Genomic DNA, 23,865 nt, shown 5'->3' on the forward strand with positions numbered 1-23,865 from the left:
TTTGTTTTTATTTCTTATGTTCGTGCAAATGATTACACGGAGAACATTGAAATGGAATTTTATTTAAGCAATTAAAGTTCGTTTCACAAATTTGTTCGATCGTTGGGACGAACGGTATGACCACAATATTACTTTCTATTATTTGTGTAACAGGTGGTAACACTGTACCTACTTGATGTTCGAAGCGAATACTCGCTTGATTTATATAATTTCCTGAACCACTTGGCGCGCTCTGAACTACTACTTGGAACGAGACTGTGCGTGCTTCACCTGGATTTAAACTTCCTATAAGAAATCCTGATACTGGGTTTACATTTGGCACTGGCGTATTATCAACCTTTACACTTCCAAGAACAAATCGAACACTACTATCTAACATATCTTGAAAACGAATATTTTGTATCGCTGTATCTCCCGTATTTGTAATAACTGTCGTAAACGTAATAACATCTCCAATCGTTGCTGTTTGATGATCCGCCGTTTTTACGACTGTCGTTGAGACATTTTGAGGAATAAACGGGATAACAACTGTATTGCTATCACCTTCAACTACTACAGGCGGTTCATTTGGATTCACAGTTGCAAACCCACTCGCTGTCGCTGTATTTGTAACTAAGTTATTTATTTGCCCTCCTGTTATTACAACTTGGAAATTAATAATAGCTGCATCATTTGGTTGAAAATCACCTAACGGAATACCAGTATTCGGGTTGGCAAATGGAAAAGGTACATCATTGACCGTTACCGTGCCATTTATAAATAGCGTATTCGAATCAATGATATCCGTTAAAACAATATTCGTCACAGGAACTGTACTATCATTTATAACAGCAATTCCGTAAGTGACAACATCTCCTACCATCGCTACTTCAAAGTTTGCTCCTTTTGCAACAAATAAAATTGCAGTATTTACCGTTACAATCACAGTATTACTCGTGTCCATTACTATAACTGGCGGCTCTCCTGGTACTAAAATATATTCTGCTAATGCCCCAGCAACGTTTACTACTGTACCACCATCTGGAAAACTCGTAATCGTAGCTTCATATGTTACAATCGCCGTCTCACCGACTGGAATGTCTAAAATCGTAAATCCAACCTGCGGATTTACTCCCGGACGAGCTACTCCATTTACAATTACACTATTTGGTACAAAAACAGCTTCCGGAGATAGGACATCGATAAATTGAACATTCATCGCATCAGCAGTACCAGTATTTAATATTCGAACCGTATACATTACCGTTTCTCCTACTCCAACAATTGAATGATCTACTTCTTTTTGCATATCTAAACTGCCTCTATTTACTGGTGTGACTGTCGTATTACTTGAACTCGTAATTGTAAACGGAGGTTCTCCTGGAATTAATTCGAAATCACCCGTTACTCTCGCTGTATTCATAATGCTACTAGAAGGCGGAACTGCGATTACATTTACTGCAAAGGTAATTAATACACTATCCCCTACTGCAAGATCAGGTAATGAAAAGCCTACAAATGGATCTAAACCTACTTGTGGAATTCCATTTATTTGTAAACTTCCAGGAACGAATTCTAAACTAGGTGACGGAACATCGATAAACTGGACATTCGTCGCTGTTACCGTTCCTGTATTTGTAACTTGCACACTATACGTTAACGTATCTCCTAAACGTGTTGCTTCTTTATTTACAAATTTTATAACGCTGAATCGTCCTCTATTTATCCTTGTTATTGTCGTATTACTCGGCTCTGTTACTACAACCGGTGGCTCTCCTGGTACTAAAGTAAAGCTTCCTGTTATATTTGCAACGTTCGTAATTGTTCCTGATGCCGGGATGTTTGTAACTGTCGCTTGAAACGTCACTACAACCGTTTCACCAACTGGTATATCTCCAACTCCAAAGCCAGTAATCGGATTTAAGTTTGGTTGCAGGGCTCCATTTATCGTTACACTATTTGGTACAAATGACGCTCCTGCTGAAATTGTATCAATAAACTGAACATCATTTGCTGTTACTGTTCCTGTATTCGTTATTTGAACCGTATACGTTAATACATCTCCAACGAGAGTAGCTGCTCTATTTACTTGTTTAATAACAGTAAATCGTCCTCTATTTACAGTTGTGAGCGTCGTGTTACTTGGCTGATTCACTACAACTGGTGGTTCTCCTGGTACTAATATAAAACTTCCTGTAACATTTGCCGTATTGGCAATTGTTCCGTTTGATGGAACACTGACTACCGTTACTTGAAATGTAACTTCTACACTAGCCCCTGGGTTTATATCTGGAAGTGGGAATCCATTATTAGGATTGAATCCAGGTTGTGTCACACCGCCTATTGTTACACTGTTCGGCACGAATGTTATAGAGGAAGGTAATACATCACTATATTGAACATTCGTCGCTACCACTGTCCCTGTATTTTGAACTACTGTTGTATATGTGATTGTATCGCCTACTGTAACAACCGGCTGACTCACCGATTTTAAAACATTCAAACCAGGCTCATTTATTTCTGTTAATGTCGTGTTACTTGTCGTCGTCTCAGTAATAGGCGGTTCTGTTTCACTTACAGCAAATGTAGCGGTAACGTCTACAAAGTTAACAACTGTACCACCTTCTGGTATGCTCGTTACCATCTCCTGATATGTGACAAGTACAAAATCATCTACAGGTATATTTGGAACTGTAAAACCAATGAAAGGATCTAATCCTGGTGCCGGCACCCCGTTTATGCTCACACTTCCCGGTACAAATGCTACACCGGCGGAAGTAGTATCGATAAATTCAACATTGGTCGCTGCCACTGTTCCGAAATTAAAGATCAATACATCATACGTTAATATTTCTCCTACAGTCGCTACTTCTTTATCTACTAGTTTCAATGGAAAAACAAACGCTATATTAATCATCGTAACGACTAAATTCGTTAATATCGTTTCCGTAATTGGTGGTTCCTGCGGATTTGGTTGTGAAGTAAACGTAACGTCTGCATCATTTAATATGACTTCATTATCTGGAATTTCAGTAATCGTCACTTGGAACGTTACCTCAATACTTCCACCATTCATTAATAATGGAGTAACTGTAAATCCTATTTCTGGATTTAAACCAAGTTGCTGCACCCCACCTATCGTTACACTATCTTCTACAAATGTCGTTCCTTCTGGTATAACATCTTGGAAGAACACATCTGTAACAGGTATAATTCCTACATTCGTTATTAGCACGGTATACGTTAATACATCCCCAACCGCTCCAGTTGCAACGTCAACTATTTTTGTTGCTGTTACTTCACCAGGAGGAGGTAACGGTATTGTAACTACTGTCGTATTACTTGAATTTGTCGTTGTTACAGGTGGTTGTAAAGGATTTAATAAGAAAGTGGCTGTAGCAGATGCCGTGTTTAGTACAGCTCCGCGCGTGGATGGCGCAACTACTGTTACTTGGAATGTTACAGTCAATGATGTTCCAGCTGCGATATTAGGAAGCGTAAAACCTATATTTGGATCAAATCCAGGTTGAGGCGTTCCATTTATCGCTACACTATTTGCTACAAATGTTGTTTCTGGGGCAATTGGATCAATGAAAGAGACATTTGTTGCTGTTACTGTTCCATTATTTCGAATAACAACAGAATACGTGTAAGTTTCTCCAAGTGCTGCTTGTTGTACAGATGAAGATTTTTGTATATTTAACTGTGCTGTGTTTACTTGCGTCACTACAAAATTACTATTCGTAACAGTCGTTATTGGAGGGTTTGCTGGATTTATAAGAAAACTTGCAGTAACGTTCGATTGGTTTCTTATATTTCCACCGCTCGGAACGCTCGTCACTGTAACTTGAAACGTAATCGTAGCCGTTTGCCCGACCGGAATATTTGGTACCGGGAAACCTGTCATAGGATCCGCGCCTTGCTGAACGACTCCATTTATCGTCACACTATTTGCTACAAACACAGTACCAGACGGAATTGGATCTTGGAAAATAATATTCGTTGCAGGAACAGTTCCTGTATTTTGAATGCGAATCGTATACGTTAACGTATCTCCTACTCCTGCTTGCAGTGTATTTACACTCTTCATTACATTAAGTGACCCTACATTTACTCGCGTCACAACAATATTACTAATCGTTACAATTGTAATTGGTGGCTGGAGAGGACTTACTTGGAAATCAGCAGTTACATTCGCATTATTCGGAAGAACTCTATTTGGTGGTACACTCGTAATTGTCACTTGAAAAGTAACTGTTACCATCCCTCCTACTGGAATATTAGCAAGTGGAAATCCAGTTGTTGGATTTAAACCAGGTTGAGGCGTTCCATTTATTACTACACTATTTGCTACAAATGTTGTTCCAGATGGAATTGGATCAATGACTGATACATTTGTCGCTGCTACTGTTCCAATATTTTGTATACGAACTGTATACGTTAACGTATCTCCTACACCTGCTTCAGCAGCGCTTACACTTTTCATTACATTTAACCCTGAAGAATTCACCACTGTCATAACAGTATTACTTGGTACTGTTACAGTTATCGGTGGCTCTGTTGGATTTACAAGAAAATCTCCAGTTACATTCGCATTATTTACGACATTATTCCCTTGGGGAATTTCATCAATTAATACTTCAAACGCAACAATTACACTCGCGCCAGTAGGCAAATTATTTAATGGGAATCCAAGTTCTGGATCTGCCCCTTCTTGTAAAACCCCATTAACAACTACACTATTTTCAATAAATAATGTCCCTTGTGGAATTGAATCTTGAAAAAATATATTTGTAGCTGGTACACTACCTGCATTTATGATTTCAATTGTATATACTAAAATATCCCCTACCGTTGCAACATTCGTATTCACTGATTTCACAACTTCAAAGTTCCCTGATTGTACTGTTGTATTCACAACATTACTCGGAACATTGATTGTTACTGGTGGTTCACTCGGATTCACTTGAAAACTCGCTGTTACATTTGCTTGATTTAAAATATCTTCATTTTCTGGATCCTGTACAATTAATACGTCAAATGTGACTACAACTGTTTGAGCCGCAGGAATATTGGGAAGAGAGAATCCTGTATTCGGATTCAATCCACTTTGCGATACTCCATTAATGGTTACAGAATTTGCAACGAATGAAACAGCGGAAGGAATAGGGTCTTGGAAAAATACATTTGTTAACGGGACGTTTCCTGTATTTTGGACGGCAATTGTGTATGTTAAAGTATCCCCTACCGCCGCTTGCATTGTATTCACTTCTTTTATTACATTTAAACCGCCTGTATTAACTTGTGTCACAACTGTATTCGTTTGTCTATTAATCGTTATCGGTGGCTGATTCGGAATAATGACGAAATTAGCAGACACATTTCCACGATTCGCAATCGTACCTCCTGATGGCGTAGATGTCACTCGTACTTGAAAAGTCACTGTCCTACTTCCGCCAGGAGATATGTTCGTTACTGTAAACCCAGTCGCTGGATTTGCTCCAGGCTGTGAAGCCCCATCCACAGTCACACTATTTGCGATAAAAGTCGTTCCAATTGGGATTAGATCTTGAAAAATAACGTTCGTTGCAAGTACATTTCCTGTATTTTCAATTGTTACAGTGTACGTAAGAATGTCATTTACTGTCGCAAAAGCTCTATCTACTGTTTTTCTCGTTCTTATATCAGCTATATTAATAGTAGTAAATACAGTATTACTTGTCGCTTGCCCGGAAACTGGTTGTTGACCAGGTACTGGAGTAAAGTTAAATGTTGCACTCGCACGGTTCGGAATTGGATTGACAAGAGGATTAGATGTTACTCGAACTTGAAAGCGCACTACCGTCGTTTGCGAAGCATTAATACTTCCTAGATTAATACTACTTGCTGGATTTGCTCCTGGACGTGCTACTCCATTTACCGTAACGCTGTTTGCTACAAATGTTGTTCCTGCAGGAATACTATCAACAAAAATAACATTATTTGCAGTAACGTTTCCATTATTCGTCACATTAACCGTGTACGTTAATACATCATTAAGCGTTGCCGTCTGTAAATCTACAGATTTTTGCATACTTATAGTTGCTTGATTCACTGTCGTTTGTACTGTATTGGAAGAAGAGGTACTTGTAATAGGTGGACTACCGACGAAAGGACGGAATTGATATGACACCATTGCACGATTTGAAATAGGATTTGGATTCGGGAATGATGTTATTCGAACTTGAAATGTAACAATTCTTTGCGTGTTATTTGGGATTGTACCTAAATTAATTCCATTAGCAGGGTTTGCATTCGGCTGCGTTACTCCCCCTACCGTTACACTACCTGCAACAAACGTCGTTCCGCTCGGAATACTATCACGTAATACAACGTTTTCTGCGCTTCCTGTTCCTGTATTCGGGACCGTAATCGTATAGGTGAGAGTATCCCCTACCCCTGCGACTGTTCTATTAACCGATTTAACTGGATTAATAATTGGACCTGTCGCATCAATTTGAACACCAAAACCAGCTGCAGCGTATCCATCTCCATTTGTAACGAAGCGAACAGTTGCTGACGTTTGATTGTTTACTAAAGATGAGGAGGCATCTACATTCGTAATATCCCACCCTTGTCTTCGGACAGCCAAAGCTACCCCTAACGGCTGATTTAAATCTCCGAATGTACCGCTCGTATCTAAATTTCCGCTGTCATTACAAATTTGAGACTGGAAGAAATTATTTGCAGGGTTTCTCGGTCCGAATAATGCAACTGTAGCATTTGCATTCGGCCCAAAGCGAAGTTGGTCTCCAACGATGTTAGAATCACCTTCTTGAGCAGTTACAAGCACTCGGCCTGTAACTGCTCCTGTGGCTGGAGTAGCAAATCCAGAAATAGTAGCATCAACTGGTGGTGATGAAGCATCGATAATTTCTTGACCTGCATATACTGACAAATTTCGAAGTGGTAAACTTGCATTTTGATACACAACCTCAAGCGTCCAGCCAGCTGAACGACTAATTGTTGGATCAGCTGAAGTTCTTGTAGCCGGTACGGCCCCTGTCGTATAAGTTCCTGCCCCACCTGCACTTACAAGATTCGTTACATTAGCAGAGCGAGCATAATAAAACTGGTTTCCTACTGAACCTTGCTGTGCGGTAGCAGGGTCTGGCGTAACTGAAAACGTTCCTGCTGGTGTTGTAAATGTAATATTATCATTTAAAAATGGTAAAACATCTTCCGTATCAGTCCGAAAAGTACCAGCCCAAACCAACTCTGCATACAAAATACTACTCCCTGCCGGAAGGTTTAAAATTGCACTTGAAGAATTCAATTGCCAGTCATCTGTTGTCCCTGCTGGGAATCCTGGTACTTGCAGCGCTGTATTTACTGTCGTAAATACAGCAAGTGTACCAAAAATATTACCTGGCGCAGGCGATGTAGGACTAAGTCCCAACGTGTTCCCAGTGAACGTGACGGCACCCGTGACTGTTGTCGTAAAGCGATTCATAAAAGGCACACAATCATCTCATTTCAATTATAGTAAAAAGTGCTCTATACTATAAAATGTAGACAAACTATACAATGTACGTTGTCCAACAAAATTCCGCACATACGAAAGGAGTTTATAAAACTATGCGCTACGTTATCGTAACAGGAACTTCACAAGGTTTAGGTGAGGCAATCGCCGCGCAATTATTAGAGGAAAACACAACCATCATCTCTATTTCTAGAAGAGAAAATAAAGAGCTTACTAAACTTGCAGAGCAATATAACAGCAATTGCATTTTCCATTCCTTAGATCTTCAAGATGTACATCATTTAGAAACTAACTTTAACGAAATCATTTCATCCATTAAAGAAGACAATGTATCTTCTATTCATTTAATTAATAATGCGGGTACAGTTGCACCTATGAAGCCGATTGAAAAAGCAGAAAGCGAACAATTCATTACGAACGTTCACATTAATTTACTTGCCCCTATGATTCTTACATCTACATTCATGAAACATACGAAAGACTGGAAAGTAGATAAACGTGTTATTAACATTTCATCTGGTGCAGGAAAAAATCCTTACTTTGGATGGGGCGCTTATTGTACAACGAAAGCTGGTGTAAATATGTTTACACAATGCGTAGCGACTGAAGAAGAGGAAAAAGAATATCCAGTAAAAATCGTCGCTTTTGCACCTGGTGTTGTGGATACAAATATGCAAGCACAAATTCGTGAAACAAATAAAGAAGACTTCACTAATTTAGAACGATTCATCACACTAAAAGAAGAAGGAAAGCTATTATCACCTGAATATGTGGCAAAAGCTATTCGTAGCTTACTAGAAACTGAGAACTTCCCGCAAGGCGAGGTTATTAGAATTGATGAATAATAAAAAGGCGTGCTAAAATAGCACGCCTTTTTATTCTACTTCTCTAAAAATATGAGCACAGACTCCGCAATTTGTTCATAACCAATTTCTTGATAAATTTTATTAGACGTAGGGTTCGCTAGATCAGTATATAACGTAGTCGTCTTATATCCTTCATCTAACATACGTTGACTAAGTGCAGCGACACAACTAGATGCGTACCCTTTTTTCCGCGCTTCTTTCGGTGTATATACGAAATTAACTGTTATATTGTTTGTAGTCGGTCTCGTTTTTGCAGCTACAGAAACAAGCTTCCCATCTACATCTAAACCAAATAGCCGACGGTTCGTAATTAATGTATGAGCGGTTTGTTTCGCTTCTTCTTTCGTAGTAGGAAGCCTTACATCTTCGCAAAATTGATAAATCCACTGTTCTATTAATGGTAGCTCATCACTACCTATTTCTCGAAAAGCCCCATCCTCGGTCCACTTCTTCTTAACTTGTTGTAATGCATACACACCTTGTTCCATTACAACATTCGTTTTCTTATTTTCTAACACAGCAATCTCTTCCGCTAATTTCTGTACAATTTTCTTATTACCAATCAATCCAGGAACATTTGAATATACTTTCGTTAATTTTTTTGCAAGTTCCACGATATCCTTTTCCGCAATTTTAGACGTAGCAACAATGATTTGTTTCTTCTCTTCTGTTTGAAGAAATACAACTTTAATTTCTTCTCTTTGTTTTGCTACTCCCATAAATATCGGCTCTTGGACCATTTGTAATACACCTAATATGAGATTATTTTCCTGCTCATTCTTTTCTAAAAATGGTGTAACATCTTCTTTAAAATGAAGAATCTCTTTATATACGTGTAATTGAATCATCGACAATCTCTTCTCTCCATCTATATTTTAATTAAGTATTGGCGATTAATTCATTAAATCCTTCTTTTACGATTCAATATAATTCGAAGTTAACATATTCAAATCAGTTTCAGCTTGTAAAATTCTCTGTTTTTCTTTTTCAAATACCTCTTCTTCTTTTTGAAATGACTCTTTTCGATTTTTAATCATACGCTCCATTTCTTTTTTACTCGGTCCACCGTATACATTCCTTTTTTGAATAAAAGCTTCTGGCGATACAATTTCTTCCCACTCTTTTTCTAACAAATGTACTTTAAATTTTTCTTGTAAGTATATATTTACATCTTTGAAATGTAATTCATGTAGCTCCTTTTTCTGCTCCAATGACATATTCGCAATAACACTCGCTGCATGATGCGCATGCCGAAATGGAATGCTATAGTTTTTTGTTAAAACATCTGCGAAATCAGTTATCGTAATTGCATGTTTATAAGAACGACTTTTTAACGTTTCTTCTTCTACTTTCATTGTTCGAATAACTGCATTCATAATACAAAAAACACGAATGGTCTTTTCAATTCCTTTATATAAATACGGCTGCAGGTCATCTTCCGTATCGACAATATCACCAAATGGTGTATTATGAATCATTTGAAATACTGTAAATGCTTCTCCTAAAGCACTACTCGTAATCGCACGGGCGTGTTCAATGGAAACTGGATTTCGCTTTTGCGGCATAATGCTACTTATTTGTACATATGGCTTCGCAACAGTAATACCATCATATTCTTTCGTCGCTAATAGTAAGAAATCATGAATCCATCTGCTCGTATTCGTCATAATTACCATCAGTAACGAGCTAACTTCTAATAAATAATCTGCTCCAGCAACAGCATCATATGAGTTCTCAATTACATTTGTAAACCCAAGTAAATTGGCAACTCGCTCTCGTTTAATTGGGAAACTTGTTGTGGAAAGAGCGGCGGCTCCCATTGGAGACTGATTTAAAAGTTTGTACGTTCGTTTCATTCGTTCTAAATCTCTCTGCATCGTATCATAAATCGCTAACGTATAATGACCAAATGTTGTGGGCTGCGCTGGTTGTGTATGTGTATAAGCTGGCATAATCGTTTCTTTATGATCAGCAGCAAGTTGTAGTATACTTTCTTGCAATAACAAATGATGCTCCATTAATCGTAGTACATATCGCCTTAAACTCATACGATACATCGTTACACCCATATCATTTCTACTTCTACCAATATGCATATTACTTACAAAATCGCATTTCGCTTCTTGAGAAATTAAATGTTCGACTAGAAAAAAGAGATCTTCATGCTGCTCTGTATATAGCAATTGATCTTTTGGAATTCCCTCTATCTTTTTTAGTGCGTGTAATATAATTTTAGCTTCTTCCTTTTTCATTAAATTTTCTTCAGTCAGCATTGTAATATGTGCTTTATGCACTTGAAACATATCTTTTAATAAGTAATTTCGTTGAAAATGAAATACATGTTGTAATACACAATCCACATATGTTTTCCCAGGGAAATCAGCGCCTTCACTCTTTATAAAATCTTCTTTACTTTGTTTCATCACCTTTTCCCCTCTCACCTAAGTATTACTACCCATCATACCCAGAGATAGGAAAAAAGTGCTTGTACATAAAGTGAAACTTTAATCAGTGGGGGTTTTCTTCATCCCCCACTGATTATTAGCCCTCACCAATCGGACTTTTAGGGGCAGTTGATCCCCCACCTAACTTCTTTGCTTTCGCTGAATTTTGAGGTGGGGGTCTTACTGCCCATTAAAGCGGGATAAAAATAAACTCGGTGCTCTCTGCACCGAGTTTACTTAATAAAAGTCGCATCATACTTATCACTTTGCAACACTTGGAAATGTAAGTTCGCTAAATGTTTCCGTATTTCTGCACTGTCGTCTTCATTTAAATCATTTGCTAAAAACACTATTTCTGTACAGTTCCCGCGTTTATCCATCGCATAAACTGCTTTTGTAACTGTCCATGGCGTATAACCATTCTTTTGCCCTGCATGTCTAAATGTTTTACGGTATTTCTTAGCACTCATATCCGTTTCAACGATATTAGCCCAAACTTTTTCTTCGGCCTCTGTTAGGCCACCTTTATGATTTGCCTTTTGAAGCAGTACCATATAATCGTTTGCAGAAGCTGCTGGTAATCGATCTGACCAAATTTTATCGTAACGTTCCTCTAAATAAAGAGGAATTTCCTTCTGTAATAATGGTCCCTTCTTTTTTAAGCGCTCATGAATATTCATCGCATATTCACGATATTGCTCTTGAGACATTTCTTTTAATTTTTTCTCTATTTTATATTTCGGAACATGTAATTCTTTATGCAAATATCCAGGGATGTATAAAGATGAAACAATCGGAAATAGCGGCTGATGTGCTGGAAGGGATAAACTTTGTAAATTTCGATTAATATTATCTAACCCTAACACTTCCATTAAATATTCAGCATTCGCATTCGAACTAAACTTAACCATTCCTTTTGCCACTTCTTCTAAAGAAACTGCCTCTTCTGTTATCTTGTCTGTCTTTTTCAAATACCTTTGCCATCTATCTTGTGCACCGCCATCTGTATTCGGCACATAATAACGATTTATATCATTAATGGAAACGAAACTAGACGGATCAATTTTCCCTTCCGTAACTTGTTTCGTATATTCAAGCGCCACAATTAACTTCATCGTACTAGCAACTGGCAATACAACATTTGGATTTACAGAATAAACAACTTTATCATTTCTCTTCACGAGAAGCGCACTATTTTTTTCATCTTTATGTTCTTCAATAAAGGATGCGATATACTGTGCATCATCATTATTTGAACTCCACACTTTTTTCACTAAAAAATTACCCGATATTAGCAAAACGAAAATACCCACAATCACTGCGCATACTATAGTTTTTTTCAAGTAAAATTCCTCTCCTATTGTATAACTCTTCTCTATCTATCTCTTTCAAACAAAATAATGGAGATGATTATTTTAGTAATCATCTCCATTATTTTAACTTGTATTCTCCTATTATGTCTACGTCATAATTTTCACGAAGTCTTCGAGAAATTTTTTATAATGTAATGACCAACCAATTCGCACCCAATTCTTTAAAGATTTTGCATCAGGTTGTGGACGGAAATCAGCAATACTTTCTCCCTTTGCAATCCCTACTGTATCTACATCGACACGACGGTACACATAATCCAAAATAGACGGATTCGCCGCAACCATCATTGTAACAACGTCATGTACTGGGCTACCTGTTATTTTCGGATTTAACTTTTTATACGCTTTATAATAATACGTAAATATCGGTTCAATTAATTTATTAAAATTCGTTTTAGAGTGTTTCGTAATATATTTCACCATTTCTGGCGTAATAATTGCTTCAGATGTAACATTAAGTGGCACTAATGTCACATTCTTGGCATTTTGCATTACTAATTGTGACGCAATCGGATCACCATGGAAGTTCGCCTCTGCGACTGGTGTCACATTACCGGGCATTAAAAAGGCACCACCCATTATATAATATTCTTTCACATACTTCATCATCGGCTTTTCTAAAATAAATGCTGTCGCTAGTGTCGTTGACCTACCAGCATCAACAATGATTAATTCTCCTTTATACTTTTCAAGAATATCAAAAAAAGTACAAAAAGGTTTTATATTTGGCGAAAAAGCTTTTGGAGGTTTAATTGGACCTAAACCGTCTGCCCCATGAATTTCTGGATAATACGTTGTAACATCTCCGGATAAAGGGATTTTCGCACCATTAATAACAGGTATATCCTCCCGCCCTGCCATTTGCAGCAAATATGCTGCATTACTTGTCGCCTTTTCTTGTGTTACATTTCCATATCCGGTTACAACACCAACAATATCAATATCAGGATGCATAATTCCGTACATGATGGCTAAAGAGTCATCAATTCCTGGGTCTCCCAAAAATAATACTTTTTTCATCGACCTCAACTCCATCCCCTCAATTGTTATTAATTTATGAATAACCTTACATATACAGAATAAAAAAGAATAAATTCACACAAAAAAACGTAGTCCTCTATAAGGACTACGTTCTTCCTCTAACCTATACTGTTTTTCTTGACAGCACTCATACTTCCTATGATGTAAGCTATAAACGCAAAACAAATTGGGAAGACAACTGTATGTATACCGAACGGATTTGGATAGAAAAGATGAATACACATATATGAGCCTACCCCAACTAAAATAGAGGCAAGCGCTCCTGTTGCATTTCCTTTTCTCCAATATAAGCCTAATACGATTGGCCAAATGAATGCTGCTTCTAACCCACCGAAAGAAAATAAATTTAACCATATTAAAAAATCTGGTGGTTTAATTGCTGCTGCATAAACGAGTAGCCCTACGATACCAGTAATCCACAAACTTCCTTTTCTAATCGTACTGTCTGCTGCATCTTTATTTATGTAATTTACGTATATGTCTTTAATAATTGATGAACTTACAAGTAACAATAATGAGTTTACTGTAGACATAATTGCTGCCATTGGCGCAGCTAAGAAAACTCCAGCTAGCCAAGGTGGCAACACTTCCATCGCGAGTAGCGGCATGACTTTATCCGGTACCGTTATACCCGGAAGTACGACTCGCGCAAATACACCTGTTAAATGCATACCAATCATAATTGTACCTACAACAACCGTTCCGATTATTAACGCTTGATGCATAGCTTTTGAATTTTTATAAGACATAGCACGCACACTAATTTGCGGTAAACCAACAACGCCAATCCCAATTAAAATCCAAAATGATGTCACATATGATTTCGTTAAACTACCATCCGCTCCGAATGGTGTAATTAAATTCGGATTGATTTGAACAAGTTCCTGCATAATTTTTTCAATTCCACCACCGGCAATGACAGTAGTAATTAAAATGATTGTCGTTCCAACTAACATAATGATACCTAATAACGTATCTGATAAAGCAACTGCACGAAATCCACCAATTAATACGTACACAAGTACAGAAAAAGTAAATAAAAATAGTGCTGTTGTATAAGATAGACCTGTTAGTGATTCAATTAATCGGCCACCGCCGACCCATTGAGCTACTGTTGCTGAAAATAAGAAGATAATAATACATAACGCAGAAAGTATAACAACTGCTTTATTATTGTATCTTCCCTTTAAATAATCGATAAGAGTAATGGCTTCCATCTTCCTAGCGATAATTGCAAACTTTTTACCGATAACCGTTAAAACGATATACCCTGTTACAACTTGAATCGCAGATAATAATACCCATCCGAGGCCCATATTGTACGCAATACCTGGACCACCAATAAAGCTACTAGCACTACCATACGTAGCAATCATTGTCATCGCTAATAATAAACCGCCAAGTTCACGCCCACCAAGAAAATATTCTTGTAAAAATTTATTATTAGCAGTCGCTTGTACGCGTCTTGAAGCATATACACCAATTAAAAATACAACGATAAACGAAATTATCATTGGAATGATTACATACCAATTCATCTATTATTCCTCACTTTTTTCTTCCTCATCGAGTGAAATATCTTGAAATACAAAACGAACAACTAAACTAAGTAAAATAACCATAACGATAAATCCAACGATACAGCTATAAAAAAACCATGCTGGAAAACCGAATACATATGTATATTCACTTGGATTTTTACTACCAAGCCCATAAGCAAATCCGTACCATATTATAAAATTGATAATAGCAAGTCCAAGACCAATTAACGCTTCTCTATGAGCAATTCGAAAGCGTGGATCATCATGATAATTCTTCATTTTCTCCCTCCTCTCACGATGTATTATTGTACCATTGTTCTTCTAGTTTTTCCTACTAGAAAGCAAAAACAAGCAGGATTTTTTATAATCATATAGAAGTTTCTCTTACATTACATATTTTTTACAATTGTAACACAAATGAAATTTGAATTTTCAGTATTTGTTAATTATGATTAAAATTAGAGGCTTTCCATCTAGTTCCCACATCCTTGATTTCGGAATAAACGCCGTCTCGTACTGCGTTTACATTATATTTTCAAGGGGGTTATACAATGAGTCAACTAGCTGTAAATCTTCATGAAAAGGTAGAAAAGTTTCTTCAAGGTACAAAAAAGTTATATGTGAATGGATCTTTCATTGAAAGCGCTTCCGGAAAAACATTTAAAACACCTAACCCAGCAACCGGCGAAACACTTGCCGTCGTTTCTGAGGCTGGTCGAGAAGATATTCATAAAGCTGTCGTTGCAGCTCGCATGGCTTTCGACGAAGGTCCTTGGTCTCGCATGAGCACTGCTGAGCGAAGCCGTCTTATGTACAAGTTAGCTGATTTAATGGAAGAACATAAAGAAGAGCTTGCACAGCTCGAAACATTAGATAACGGAAAGCCAATCCGTGAAACAATGGCAGCAGACATACCACTTGCAATTGAACATATGCGCTATTATGCTGGCTGGGCTACGAAAATCGTTGGTCAAACAATTCCTGTTTCTGGTAATTACTTTAACTATACACGCCATGAGGCTGTTGGTGTCGTCGGTCAAATTATTCCTTGGAACTTCCCACTTCTTATGGCAATGTGGAAAATGGGAGCAGCGCTTGCTACAGGGTGTACAATCGTTTTAAAACCTGCAGAGCAAACTCCACTATCTGCTCTATACTTAGCTGAATTAATTGAAGAAGCTGGATTCCCGAAAGGTGTTATTAATATCGTTCCTGGATTCGGTGAATCAGCTGGACAAGCTCTCGTTCATCATCCACTCGTTGATAAAATTGCATTTACTGGTTCTACTCCAGTCGGTAAACAAATTATGCGACAAGCATCTGAATCATTAAAACGCGTTACACTTGAGTTAGGCGGTAAATCACCAAATATCATCTTGCCAGATGCTGATTTATCTCGCGCGATTCCTGGTGCACTTTCTGGTGTTATGTTTAACCAAGGACAAGTATGCTCTGCTGGATCACGCTTATTTGTTCCGAAGAAAATGTATGATAATGTCATGGCTGATCTCGTCCTCTATTCTAAAAAACTAAATCAAGGTGTCGGTCTTAACCCTGAAACAACAATCGGTCCTCTCGTTTCCGAAGAACAACAAAAACGTGTAATGGGCTACATTGAAAAAGGGATTGAAGAAGGCGCTGAAGTACTTTGCGGAGGAAGCAATCCATTCGATCAAGGCTACTTCGTTTCTCCTACAGTATTCGCTGACGTAAATGACGAAATGACGATCGCAAAAGAAGAAATTTTCGGTCCAGTTATTTCTGCAATACCTTTTAACGATATTGATGAAGTAATTGAACGTGCAAATAAATCACAATTCGGCTTAGCGGCTGGTGTGTGGACAGAAAATGTTAAAACAGCACACTATGTTGCAAGTAAAGTACGTGCTGGTACTGTATGGGTAAACTGTTATAACGTCTTTGATGCAGCATCTCCATTCGGAGGATTTAAACAATCTGGTCTTGGCCGTGAAATGGGATCTTACGCATTAAATAACTATACAGAAGTGAAGAGCGTTTGGCTCAACTTAAATTAACGAAAAAAGAACCTGGCCTATCCGGTCAGGTTCTTTTCATTATGTATTCCTTTAAACTTGTAGTCCTCCGCTCACATTCAATACTTCTCCTGTAATATAGGATGCGTATTCTGACGCTAAAAAGGCAGCTGCGTTCGCAATATCTTCTGGCGTTCCAATTCTACCAACTGGAATCGCGCCAACCATCTTTTCTTTCACTTTATCTGGTATCGTTTTTGTCATATCTGTATCCATAAACCCTGGACAAATCGCATTGCACGTAATGCCGAAGCTTCCAACTTCTTTCGCCGCTGTTTTCGTTAAACCTACAACTCCTGCCTTTGTAGCAGCATAATTCGCTTGACCTATGTTTCCTTCTCTACTAATTGAAGATATATTAATAATGCGTCCATACCCTTGTTGTCTCATGTAAAGAAGCGCTGGCTGCATACAATAAAAAACACCTGTTAAATTTACTTGCAGTACTTGTTCCCATTCTGGTTTCTCCATTTTATGTAACATAGCATCTCGCGTTATTCCTGCATTATTTACTAAAATGTGCAGTGTACCAAATGTTTGGACAGCGTATTCAATTAAGGACTTCGCATCATTTTGATTACTCACATCACAACGATACTGCTTCACTTCATATCCTTCATCTGATAATTCACGTGTCGTTTTTTGTAGCTTCTCTTCATTTACATCGCTAATTAATACTTTAGCCCCTAGTTTTGCATAAACCCTTGCAATCTCTTTTCCAATTCCCTGTGCAGCTCCTGTTACTACAGCTGTTTTCCCATTTAAAAACTCCATCCCTATCCCCCATTTCTATTACTTATACTGTATATTTCGGCTCTTTGCTTCCCAATTCCTCTTTGTATAAAAAAGTCTATTTGTGTCAAACTAACTTTGCAACGTCGCATAAAACACAAGGAGATTGTGTCGAATGAACAAAAAAAATTTCAAGCAAAACAAAGCTGCTGATGGCATTGATGTTGAGTTCTCTCGTGAACTCGCTGACCACAATGACTTAGAAGCAAACGCACGTGCAAATGCCGCTGATGCACGTCAAAAACGCCAGTCAACAGAAAAATAAGGAACGCACAACCTTATTCTTTTCAACAGGGACCTACTACCCAACAAAATAAACCGAGAGATATCCTCTCGGTTTATTTTCTATATTTTTTTATATAATGTGCCAAAGTAAGTAACGGATATATATATGCATAGCTATGATAATGAATATAAAACCCACCTGGTAAACCTGTTCCGGTAGGATATTTTTCATTTACATAAGGATTCGCAAGCAAATATGAAATACCTTTTCGAATAGCTGGTGTTTCTTCATCATGGTAAGAAATGAGAGCACCTAACGCCCATGCTGTTTGGGATGGTGTACTAAATGGTAAAGTAATGAACCTTTTTTCCACGCTACTTTGGCACGATTCCCCCCACCCACCATCTTCATGCTGTATATGTTCCAACCATAAAGCTGCTCTTTTCATTGATGGATTGCTAGATGGAATTCCGAGTGACCGTAAACCAGTCATAACAGCCCACGTACCGTATATATAACAAATCCCCCATTTCCCATACCATGATCCATTTTCCTCTTGCACATTCATTAACCAATTTATCGCACTTTGTTTTTGTTTCTCAGGCAATTCATTTTGCGCGTATGTCCCGAAAAGCTCTAACACTCTTCCTGTAATATCTGGTGTAGAGGGATCTGTAATCATATCGCTTGCATTTTCGATTGGTAAATTTGCTAATAAATTGCTCGTCACACCTTTTTCAAATGCTCCCCAGCCACCATCAGTATTTTGTAATCCTTTAACCCAATTGACCCCTTTCTTCCAAGCATTATCTACATTTTCGTTCCCTCTACTTCTTGCCAACGCTCTTAGCACAGCTGTTGTATCATCGACATCTGGAATTGTCGTATTCACATCCGAAAAACCCCAACCACCTGGAGTCAGCGCCGGAGCATGTACGCTCCAATCAGCTTTTTTTGTATGCTGTTTTTTTAATACATACGCTGCTGCATGTTGAATCATCTTATTATCTTTCGAAGCGTGGGCCTCTTGTAACGTATAGCTGAGTAAAGCCGTATCCCATACAGTTGAAGGAGAGTTTTGCAAATGATTCCCTTTTTCCATCTTCCATATATAAGATGTTATCCCTGCTATAGCTTTTTGAATCATCGATGATTGAAGAGAATGTCCTAACGCGAGTAAAGCATAAATCATATAAAATGAGGCAGTTGCGTAACTATATAACGTTCCATTTTCATCAATACGCTCTTTCATAAAACGTTCGACTTCCTCATATCCTTTATGGTGTAAAGAAAGGGGATACGATATAATTTGCTTTACATCACTTAATAACGTTTGAAACATCGGAGACCGATCCTCCCGAAACCATTCTCCGCCCCCGCCCGCAATGTGATTTAAATTTGGCAATAACTTTTTCCCTACTTGAAATCTTTTATTTAAACAAACCATCATCGGAATTAAATGAATACGTGCTGAGCTACTCAATTCAAATATACTGAGGGGAGAATCATTTTGCAGAAACATGATTGGTGTTGGTAAATGAAAGAGTGAAGGATATTCATATTCTCCGTGAATCGCTAATAAAAACTTCGTCATAAAATGAGCACGCGCTACCCCGCCACGCTCATTTATAAACATTTCCGCTCGTTTCATATTCGCATCTTCTTTTGTATATTTTTTCGATGCAAGCAAGGCAGCATAAGATTGAATTGTAGCAGATAAATTGCCCCCCACTTCATCTTCATACAATTTCCATGTTCCTTCATTTGTTTGAAGTGATGCTAATCTTTTTACAAACGGTTCTATCTCTTTATCTCTACCTAATAATTTTAATAAAAAAATCATATGGCAATCTGTTAATGGTGCTCCTTCAAAACAAAACTGCCACGTTCCATCTTGCCGTTGCATCGTTTGAAGTGCAGTTGTTCTTCTCGCTATTTCTTCATGCACTTTTTCATATAATAACAAGTTACTCACCCACCCTTTCGAAATCCGTATAACGATATTCAAAAAGGTAGCTAAATATGTATGTAAACAAAGAAAAACAGAACATATAAAATGTTCTGCTCATAAGCAATATCCCACTCCGACAATAATCCCTACTAAAGCACCGACTACTACTTCATACGGTGTATGCCCGACAAGTTCATTTAACTTCTTATATTCTGTTTGTCTACCGTGAAAGAACTCATTCAATATTTTCGCTTGTTTACTAACTGCAAGTCTTACTCCTGAAGCATCATACATAACAATTATTGCAAAGATAGCAGCAATAGCAAATAAGGTACTTTCCACACCTTCCACAACGCCAACACCTGTCGCAAGTGCTGTAACAGTTGAAGCATGAGAACTCGGCATCCCACCTGAAGCGAAAAACTTTGCAAAATCAAATTCACCCGTTTTGAATAATTTAAAGACTACTTTCGTAAATTGTGCTAGAAACCATGAAATTACAGCGGCCATAAGCGGATCATTATGTAAAATTGTTTCCACGTTCTCAGCTCCCTACTGACTATAATGGAAATCTATATAGTATCAGTATAAAGAAAAATGCGTAGAAAATACTACGCATTATGATACTTTTGCTGATTTATTTTTTATAAATTTCGGTTGCTTCTGCACTAAAAACTTTGTTTTCGCTATTGAAAACACAAATAATGCAACCCATATACAGAAAAATGCCATCATATGAGTAGATGTGAAATGTTCACCAAATACGAATACACCTAAAATCAAACTAATCGTTGGTGCAATATATTGTAAAAATCCTACCATATAAAGCGGAATAAGTTGTGCTCCTTTTGCAAAATAGAAAAGTGGTAAAGCTGTAACAATGCCTGCTCCTATTAATAGTAACGTCGATGACATGGAAATAGATCCAAATGAACCGAATCCATGCGCTCCTGTCATAACGAGATAAATAATTGCAAACGCATTGTTTCCATCGTAAGACCAATTGTCGCATCATAGTTTAACAATTTTTTCGTTAATCCGTATAATCCAAACGAAAAGGCAAGTGATAAAGAAACCCACGGAATAGATCCGAAACGGACTGTTAAAATGATAACCCCTATTCCAGCTAAACCAACTGCAACATATTGCCAAAAGTTTAACTTTTCCTTTAAAACGACTGTACCAAGTAAAATACTAATAAGCGGATTAATATAATATCCAAGACTTGCTTCAATGACATGATTATGATTAACGGCCCATATGTAGACAAACCAGTTTCCGCTAATCAAGACTGAAGCTATTGTTAATGACATTAATAATTTAGGTCGTTTAAAAAGGTTCACGAACTCCCCAATAAACTGACGAAACCTCTTCGTAACACCTAATACAAGTAACATAAAAACAAACGCCCAAACGATGCGGTGTGCTAATATTTCATCTGCTGGAACTTCCTCAACCCATTTCCAATAGATTGGTAGGATTCCCCACATCGTATAAGCACCAGCTGCATATATAATCCCTTTTTTTTGCTGTGCTGATTGACTCCCCATCTTCCCTTTTCTCCTCTTCTCATTTTTCTCCATTATACGGTCCCGCATGCTCACTTTACCAATAATCAATCTGCAATTCTTTCGACATTTCTCATACAACAAAAAGTAAACATACTGTTATAACGACAAGTAATGGTATACCGAAAACAAATTTCTTTTTATGTGTTTTATGGTGAAACATATACATACCGATCCAAGCACCAACTGCGCCTCCAGCTGCCGCTGATAAAAACAACGTACTTTCTGGCGTTCTCCACTGTTTCTTCTTCGCTTTTCGTTTATCAAGCCCCATAAGGCTAAAAGCTATAACGTTAATAATAATAAAATAAATCCATTTCATCGCTTTCTCTCCCTATGAAAAATTCGCTTAATGGTAACATGAAAAAACGACGGAAACAACTGAAGAACACTTTTTATTAATTAGTTACCTTTATATTTAAATAACGAACTAAAATCGCAGTTAAAGCAATTAAATAGAAAGATGTTATAAGCAGAATCTTATATTGCATTCCCTTCATCCACTACCATATCATCGAAAAAACTTCTCTCAATCTCTTTTTCATCAAAATGAAGAACTACAATTAGTCCTACATATAAAGAAACGAAATTTAGAAACCATTCCCCATTATCATCTTTCTTAGCTAAACATTTAAATATCTCTTGAAATTGCATACGTTCAGCTGCAGCAACAACCGGGCGCACACCAAAATATTTCAATACGAAATGTAGGTTCAGCTGCACGGATAATGATAAAATATATTTTAATATCTCCGTATACTCCGCACTATCTTTTTGACTATACAACTTCACAAGCTTTTGATGTAAAGTAGAAATCGATAATTCTTCGTCAGTCATTTTAATTGCTTCTATCGTTTCAATCATCTTTTTCATATCCATTACATTCACCCCTTCTGCAAAAAAACAAAAGCCAAAGCGTATTTATTTTATAATCAGCAATAATTGAGTATTTCTCATCTCTCGTTCTTCTTCACTAACTAAGTCATACTTCTTTAGAAGATGAAAGACATCATTTAATATTTCCTGTGAATGATTCCCTCGCAAAAATCCCTTCAATCCTGTAAAAATCTCTTTAGGCAAAAAACTCTTCTGACTTTCAAGCTTATTCATTACATCTTCCATAGAATGATCGATATTACACGCCATACTAAACTTCCCCCTCTATCCTTTATAAATAATATCCTCCGCTAACGATGTAAACACTTCTCCTACAAGAGAGTCTTCATCATATACAGATGAACCGTTATTTTCTTCTCGTTTTGCAAAAGGTATTTGTGCAATCACTTCTGTTTGCAATTGTTCTGCAAGCATTTCGCCGCCACCTTTTCCGAAGAGATAATTTTTTGATCCATCTTGTTCTTCATAATAAGCCATATTTTCTACAATCCCTAAAATCTCGTGTTTCGTATGTTTTGCCATAACACCTACTCTAGATGCTACGAATGAAGCTACGTTGTGTGGTGTTGTAACGATAATTTCTTGCGCCTGCGGGATCATTGCTGCAACATCAATAGCTACATCTCCTGTGCCAGGTGGTAAATCAAGAAGTAAATAATCTAATTCTCCCCAGTGCGTATTCGCAAGGAAATTTTGAATCCATTTATTTAACATCGGTCCGCGCCACATAACTGGGTTATTTCCTTCCGTAAAAAATCCCATCGACATAATTTTAACACCGTGACTAACAACTGGAATTGCTGTTTGATCAATCATCGTCGGTTTTTGATTCGTTTCCATCATAGCTGGAATGCTAAAACCATATATATCTGCATCTAATATCCCCACTTTTTTGCCCATACGAGCTAAAGCAGTGGCAAGGTTAATTGTCACCGTTGATTTTCCAACTCCACCTTTACCGCTCGTTACAGTAATAAATCGTACCCCTGAATCAAGGCGAAGCATGCTCGGCATTCCAGTTTCTGTTCTACTATTTTTCTTTAACTTCTCTGTTAGCGCAGCTCGTTCTTCTTGTGTCATAGAACCAAATGTCAAATCTACTTTAGATGCACCAATTGTCTGAAGAGACTCTTCCACATCTTGTTGAATTTTTGCCTTTAATGGACAACCTTGAATCGTTAGCACTACTTCAAGTTTAACCTCTGTTCCATTCATTTGTATATTTCTAACCATATTTAATTCTACAATACTTTTGTGTAACTCCGGATCCTCTACATGTTTTAATGCGTTCATTATTTGTTCTTGAGTAATCATAGAACTCATCCCTTCTCGTATTCGAATTTATATACAACATCTTCTTGACGAAAAAGCTTATTATCCCCCACTAACGGGCGGGATTAATGCGACTATATCTCCAGCTTTTATCATCTCTTCATCCGTTACAAACTCTTCATTAACAGCCACTATCACTCTATCAAGCGATTGTAAGCAATAGCTTGCTTTGAGCCATTCTTTTAATTGCTGAACTGTCATTTCTTGCTTTTCTAAAATTACTAGTCGATCCGATCCGACTTCCTCACGTAAATTTGCGAACAATAAAATTGTAATCAT

General features: G+C 37.5%; 18 protein-coding genes and 1 pseudogene. 3 read left to right on the forward strand and 16 right to left on the reverse strand.

Features of this window, described 5'->3' with window-relative positions:
* Positions 1 to 7: 7 nt before the first annotated feature.
* Positions 8 to 7,480: a DUF7507 domain-containing protein gene (locus QCI41_RS07950; RefSeq protein WP_353837697.1), complete on the reverse strand. Its 7,473-nt coding sequence runs from the start codon at positions 7,478 to 7,480 to the stop codon at positions 8 to 10.
* Between the two features lie 116 nt (positions 7,481 to 7,596).
* On the opposite strand from QCI41_RS07950, the gene QCI41_RS07955 reads away from it, so the two are divergent.
* Positions 7,597 to 8,346: a (S)-benzoin forming benzil reductase gene (locus QCI41_RS07955; RefSeq protein WP_060487349.1), complete on the forward strand. Its 750-nt coding sequence runs from the start codon at positions 7,597 to 7,599 to the stop codon at positions 8,344 to 8,346.
* Positions 8,347 to 8,381: 35 nt separating this feature from the next.
* Here QCI41_RS07955 and QCI41_RS07960 read toward each other — a convergent pair whose 3' ends face one another.
* From QCI41_RS07960 to QCI41_RS07985, 6 genes are all read right to left on the reverse strand, one after another.
* Positions 8,382 to 9,215: a GNAT family N-acetyltransferase gene (locus QCI41_RS07960; RefSeq protein WP_353837696.1), complete on the reverse strand. Its 834-nt coding sequence runs from the start codon at positions 9,213 to 9,215 to the stop codon at positions 8,382 to 8,384.
* 66 nt (positions 9,216 to 9,281) lie between these two features.
* Positions 9,282 to 10,790 carry an argininosuccinate lyase gene (gene argH, locus QCI41_RS07965; RefSeq protein WP_353837695.1) on the reverse strand — a complete coding sequence of 503 codons (1,509 nt, stop codon included), beginning with the start codon at positions 10,788 to 10,790 and terminating at the stop codon, positions 9,282 to 9,284.
* A gap of 254 nt (positions 10,791 to 11,044) precedes the next feature.
* Positions 11,045 to 12,154, reverse strand: a complete 1,110-nt coding sequence (locus QCI41_RS07970) for a serine hydrolase (protein ID WP_353837694.1) — start codon at positions 12,152 to 12,154, stop codon at positions 11,045 to 11,047.
* A gap of 117 nt (positions 12,155 to 12,271) precedes the next feature.
* Complete coding sequence (locus QCI41_RS07975) at positions 12,272 to 13,204, reverse strand: nucleoside hydrolase (protein ID WP_088080187.1); 933 nt, start codon at positions 13,202 to 13,204, stop codon at positions 12,272 to 12,274.
* A 119-nt stretch (positions 13,205 to 13,323) separates the two neighbouring features.
* Positions 13,324 to 14,763 carry a sodium/pantothenate symporter gene (gene panF / locus QCI41_RS07980; protein ID WP_353837693.1) on the reverse strand — a complete coding sequence of 480 codons (1,440 nt, stop codon included), beginning with the start codon at positions 14,761 to 14,763 and terminating at the stop codon, positions 13,324 to 13,326.
* 3 nt (positions 14,764 to 14,766) lie between these two features.
* Positions 14,767 to 15,045: a YhdT family protein gene (locus tag QCI41_RS07985; protein ID WP_000800722.1), complete on the reverse strand. Its 279-nt coding sequence runs from the start codon at positions 15,043 to 15,045 to the stop codon at positions 14,767 to 14,769.
* Positions 15,046 to 15,317: 272 nt separating this feature from the next.
* On the opposite strand from QCI41_RS07985, the gene dhaS reads away from it, so the two are divergent.
* The gene (gene dhaS, locus QCI41_RS07990; RefSeq protein ID WP_353837692.1) at positions 15,318 to 16,802 is read left to right on the forward strand and encodes an aldehyde dehydrogenase DhaS; all 1,485 of its coding nucleotides are present in this window, start codon (positions 15,318 to 15,320) and stop codon (positions 16,800 to 16,802) included.
* Between the two features lie 51 nt (positions 16,803 to 16,853).
* Here dhaS and fabG read toward each other — a convergent pair whose 3' ends face one another.
* The gene (fabG, locus tag QCI41_RS07995) at positions 16,854 to 17,594 is read right to left on the reverse strand and encodes a 3-oxoacyl-ACP reductase FabG (protein WP_000395032.1); all 741 of its coding nucleotides are present in this window, start codon (positions 17,592 to 17,594) and stop codon (positions 16,854 to 16,856) included.
* A 133-nt stretch (positions 17,595 to 17,727) separates the two neighbouring features.
* Here fabG and QCI41_RS08000 point away from each other — a divergent pair, with 133 nt between their 5' ends.
* Positions 17,728 to 17,877: a YfhD family protein gene (locus tag QCI41_RS08000; RefSeq protein ID WP_001035806.1), complete on the forward strand. Its 150-nt coding sequence runs from the start codon at positions 17,728 to 17,730 to the stop codon at positions 17,875 to 17,877.
* 73 nt (positions 17,878 to 17,950) lie between these two features.
* Here the strand turns inward: QCI41_RS08000 and QCI41_RS08005 are convergent, their stop codons facing one another.
* From QCI41_RS08005 to moaD, 8 genes and pseudogenes are all read right to left on the reverse strand, one after another.
* Complete coding sequence (locus QCI41_RS08005; protein WP_353837691.1) at positions 17,951 to 19,804, reverse strand: terpene cyclase/mutase family protein; 1,854 nt, start codon at positions 19,802 to 19,804, stop codon at positions 17,951 to 17,953.
* A 99-nt stretch (positions 19,805 to 19,903) separates the two neighbouring features.
* Positions 19,904 to 20,329 (reverse strand): divergent PAP2 family protein, encoded by a 426-nt coding sequence (locus QCI41_RS08010; RefSeq protein ID WP_000447813.1) that lies wholly within the window; start codon positions 20,327 to 20,329, stop codon positions 19,904 to 19,906.
* Between the two features lie 78 nt (positions 20,330 to 20,407).
* A pseudogene (rarD, locus tag QCI41_RS08015) lies at positions 20,408 to 21,339 on the reverse strand (EamA family transporter RarD).
* 91 nt (positions 21,340 to 21,430) lie between these two features.
* On the reverse strand, positions 21,431 to 21,679 hold the full coding sequence (locus QCI41_RS08020; RefSeq protein WP_000871327.1) for a DUF1294 domain-containing protein: 249 nt from the start codon (positions 21,677 to 21,679) through the stop codon (positions 21,431 to 21,433).
* A 158-nt stretch (positions 21,680 to 21,837) separates the two neighbouring features.
* Positions 21,838 to 22,236, reverse strand: coding sequence for a nucleoside triphosphate pyrophosphohydrolase family protein (locus QCI41_RS08025; RefSeq protein ID WP_353837690.1), 399 nt, complete (start codon positions 22,234 to 22,236; stop codon positions 21,838 to 21,840).
* Between the two features lie 42 nt (positions 22,237 to 22,278).
* Positions 22,279 to 22,503 carry a group-specific protein gene (locus tag QCI41_RS08030; protein WP_088080192.1) on the reverse strand — a complete coding sequence of 75 codons (225 nt, stop codon included), beginning with the start codon at positions 22,501 to 22,503 and terminating at the stop codon, positions 22,279 to 22,281.
* A gap of 15 nt (positions 22,504 to 22,518) precedes the next feature.
* Positions 22,519 to 23,568 (reverse strand): P-loop NTPase, encoded by a 1,050-nt coding sequence (locus tag QCI41_RS08035; RefSeq protein WP_088080193.1) that lies wholly within the window; start codon positions 23,566 to 23,568, stop codon positions 22,519 to 22,521.
* A gap of 60 nt (positions 23,569 to 23,628) precedes the next feature.
* On the reverse strand, positions 23,629 to 23,865 hold the full coding sequence (gene moaD, locus QCI41_RS08040; protein WP_353837689.1) for a molybdopterin converting factor subunit 1: 237 nt from the start codon (positions 23,863 to 23,865) through the stop codon (positions 23,629 to 23,631).

Origin of the sequence: Bacillus cereus group sp. MG4 (genome assembly GCF_040460055.1) — a bacterium.
GTDB lineage: Bacteria > Bacillota > Bacilli > Bacillales > Bacillaceae_G > Bacillus_A > Bacillus_A wiedmannii.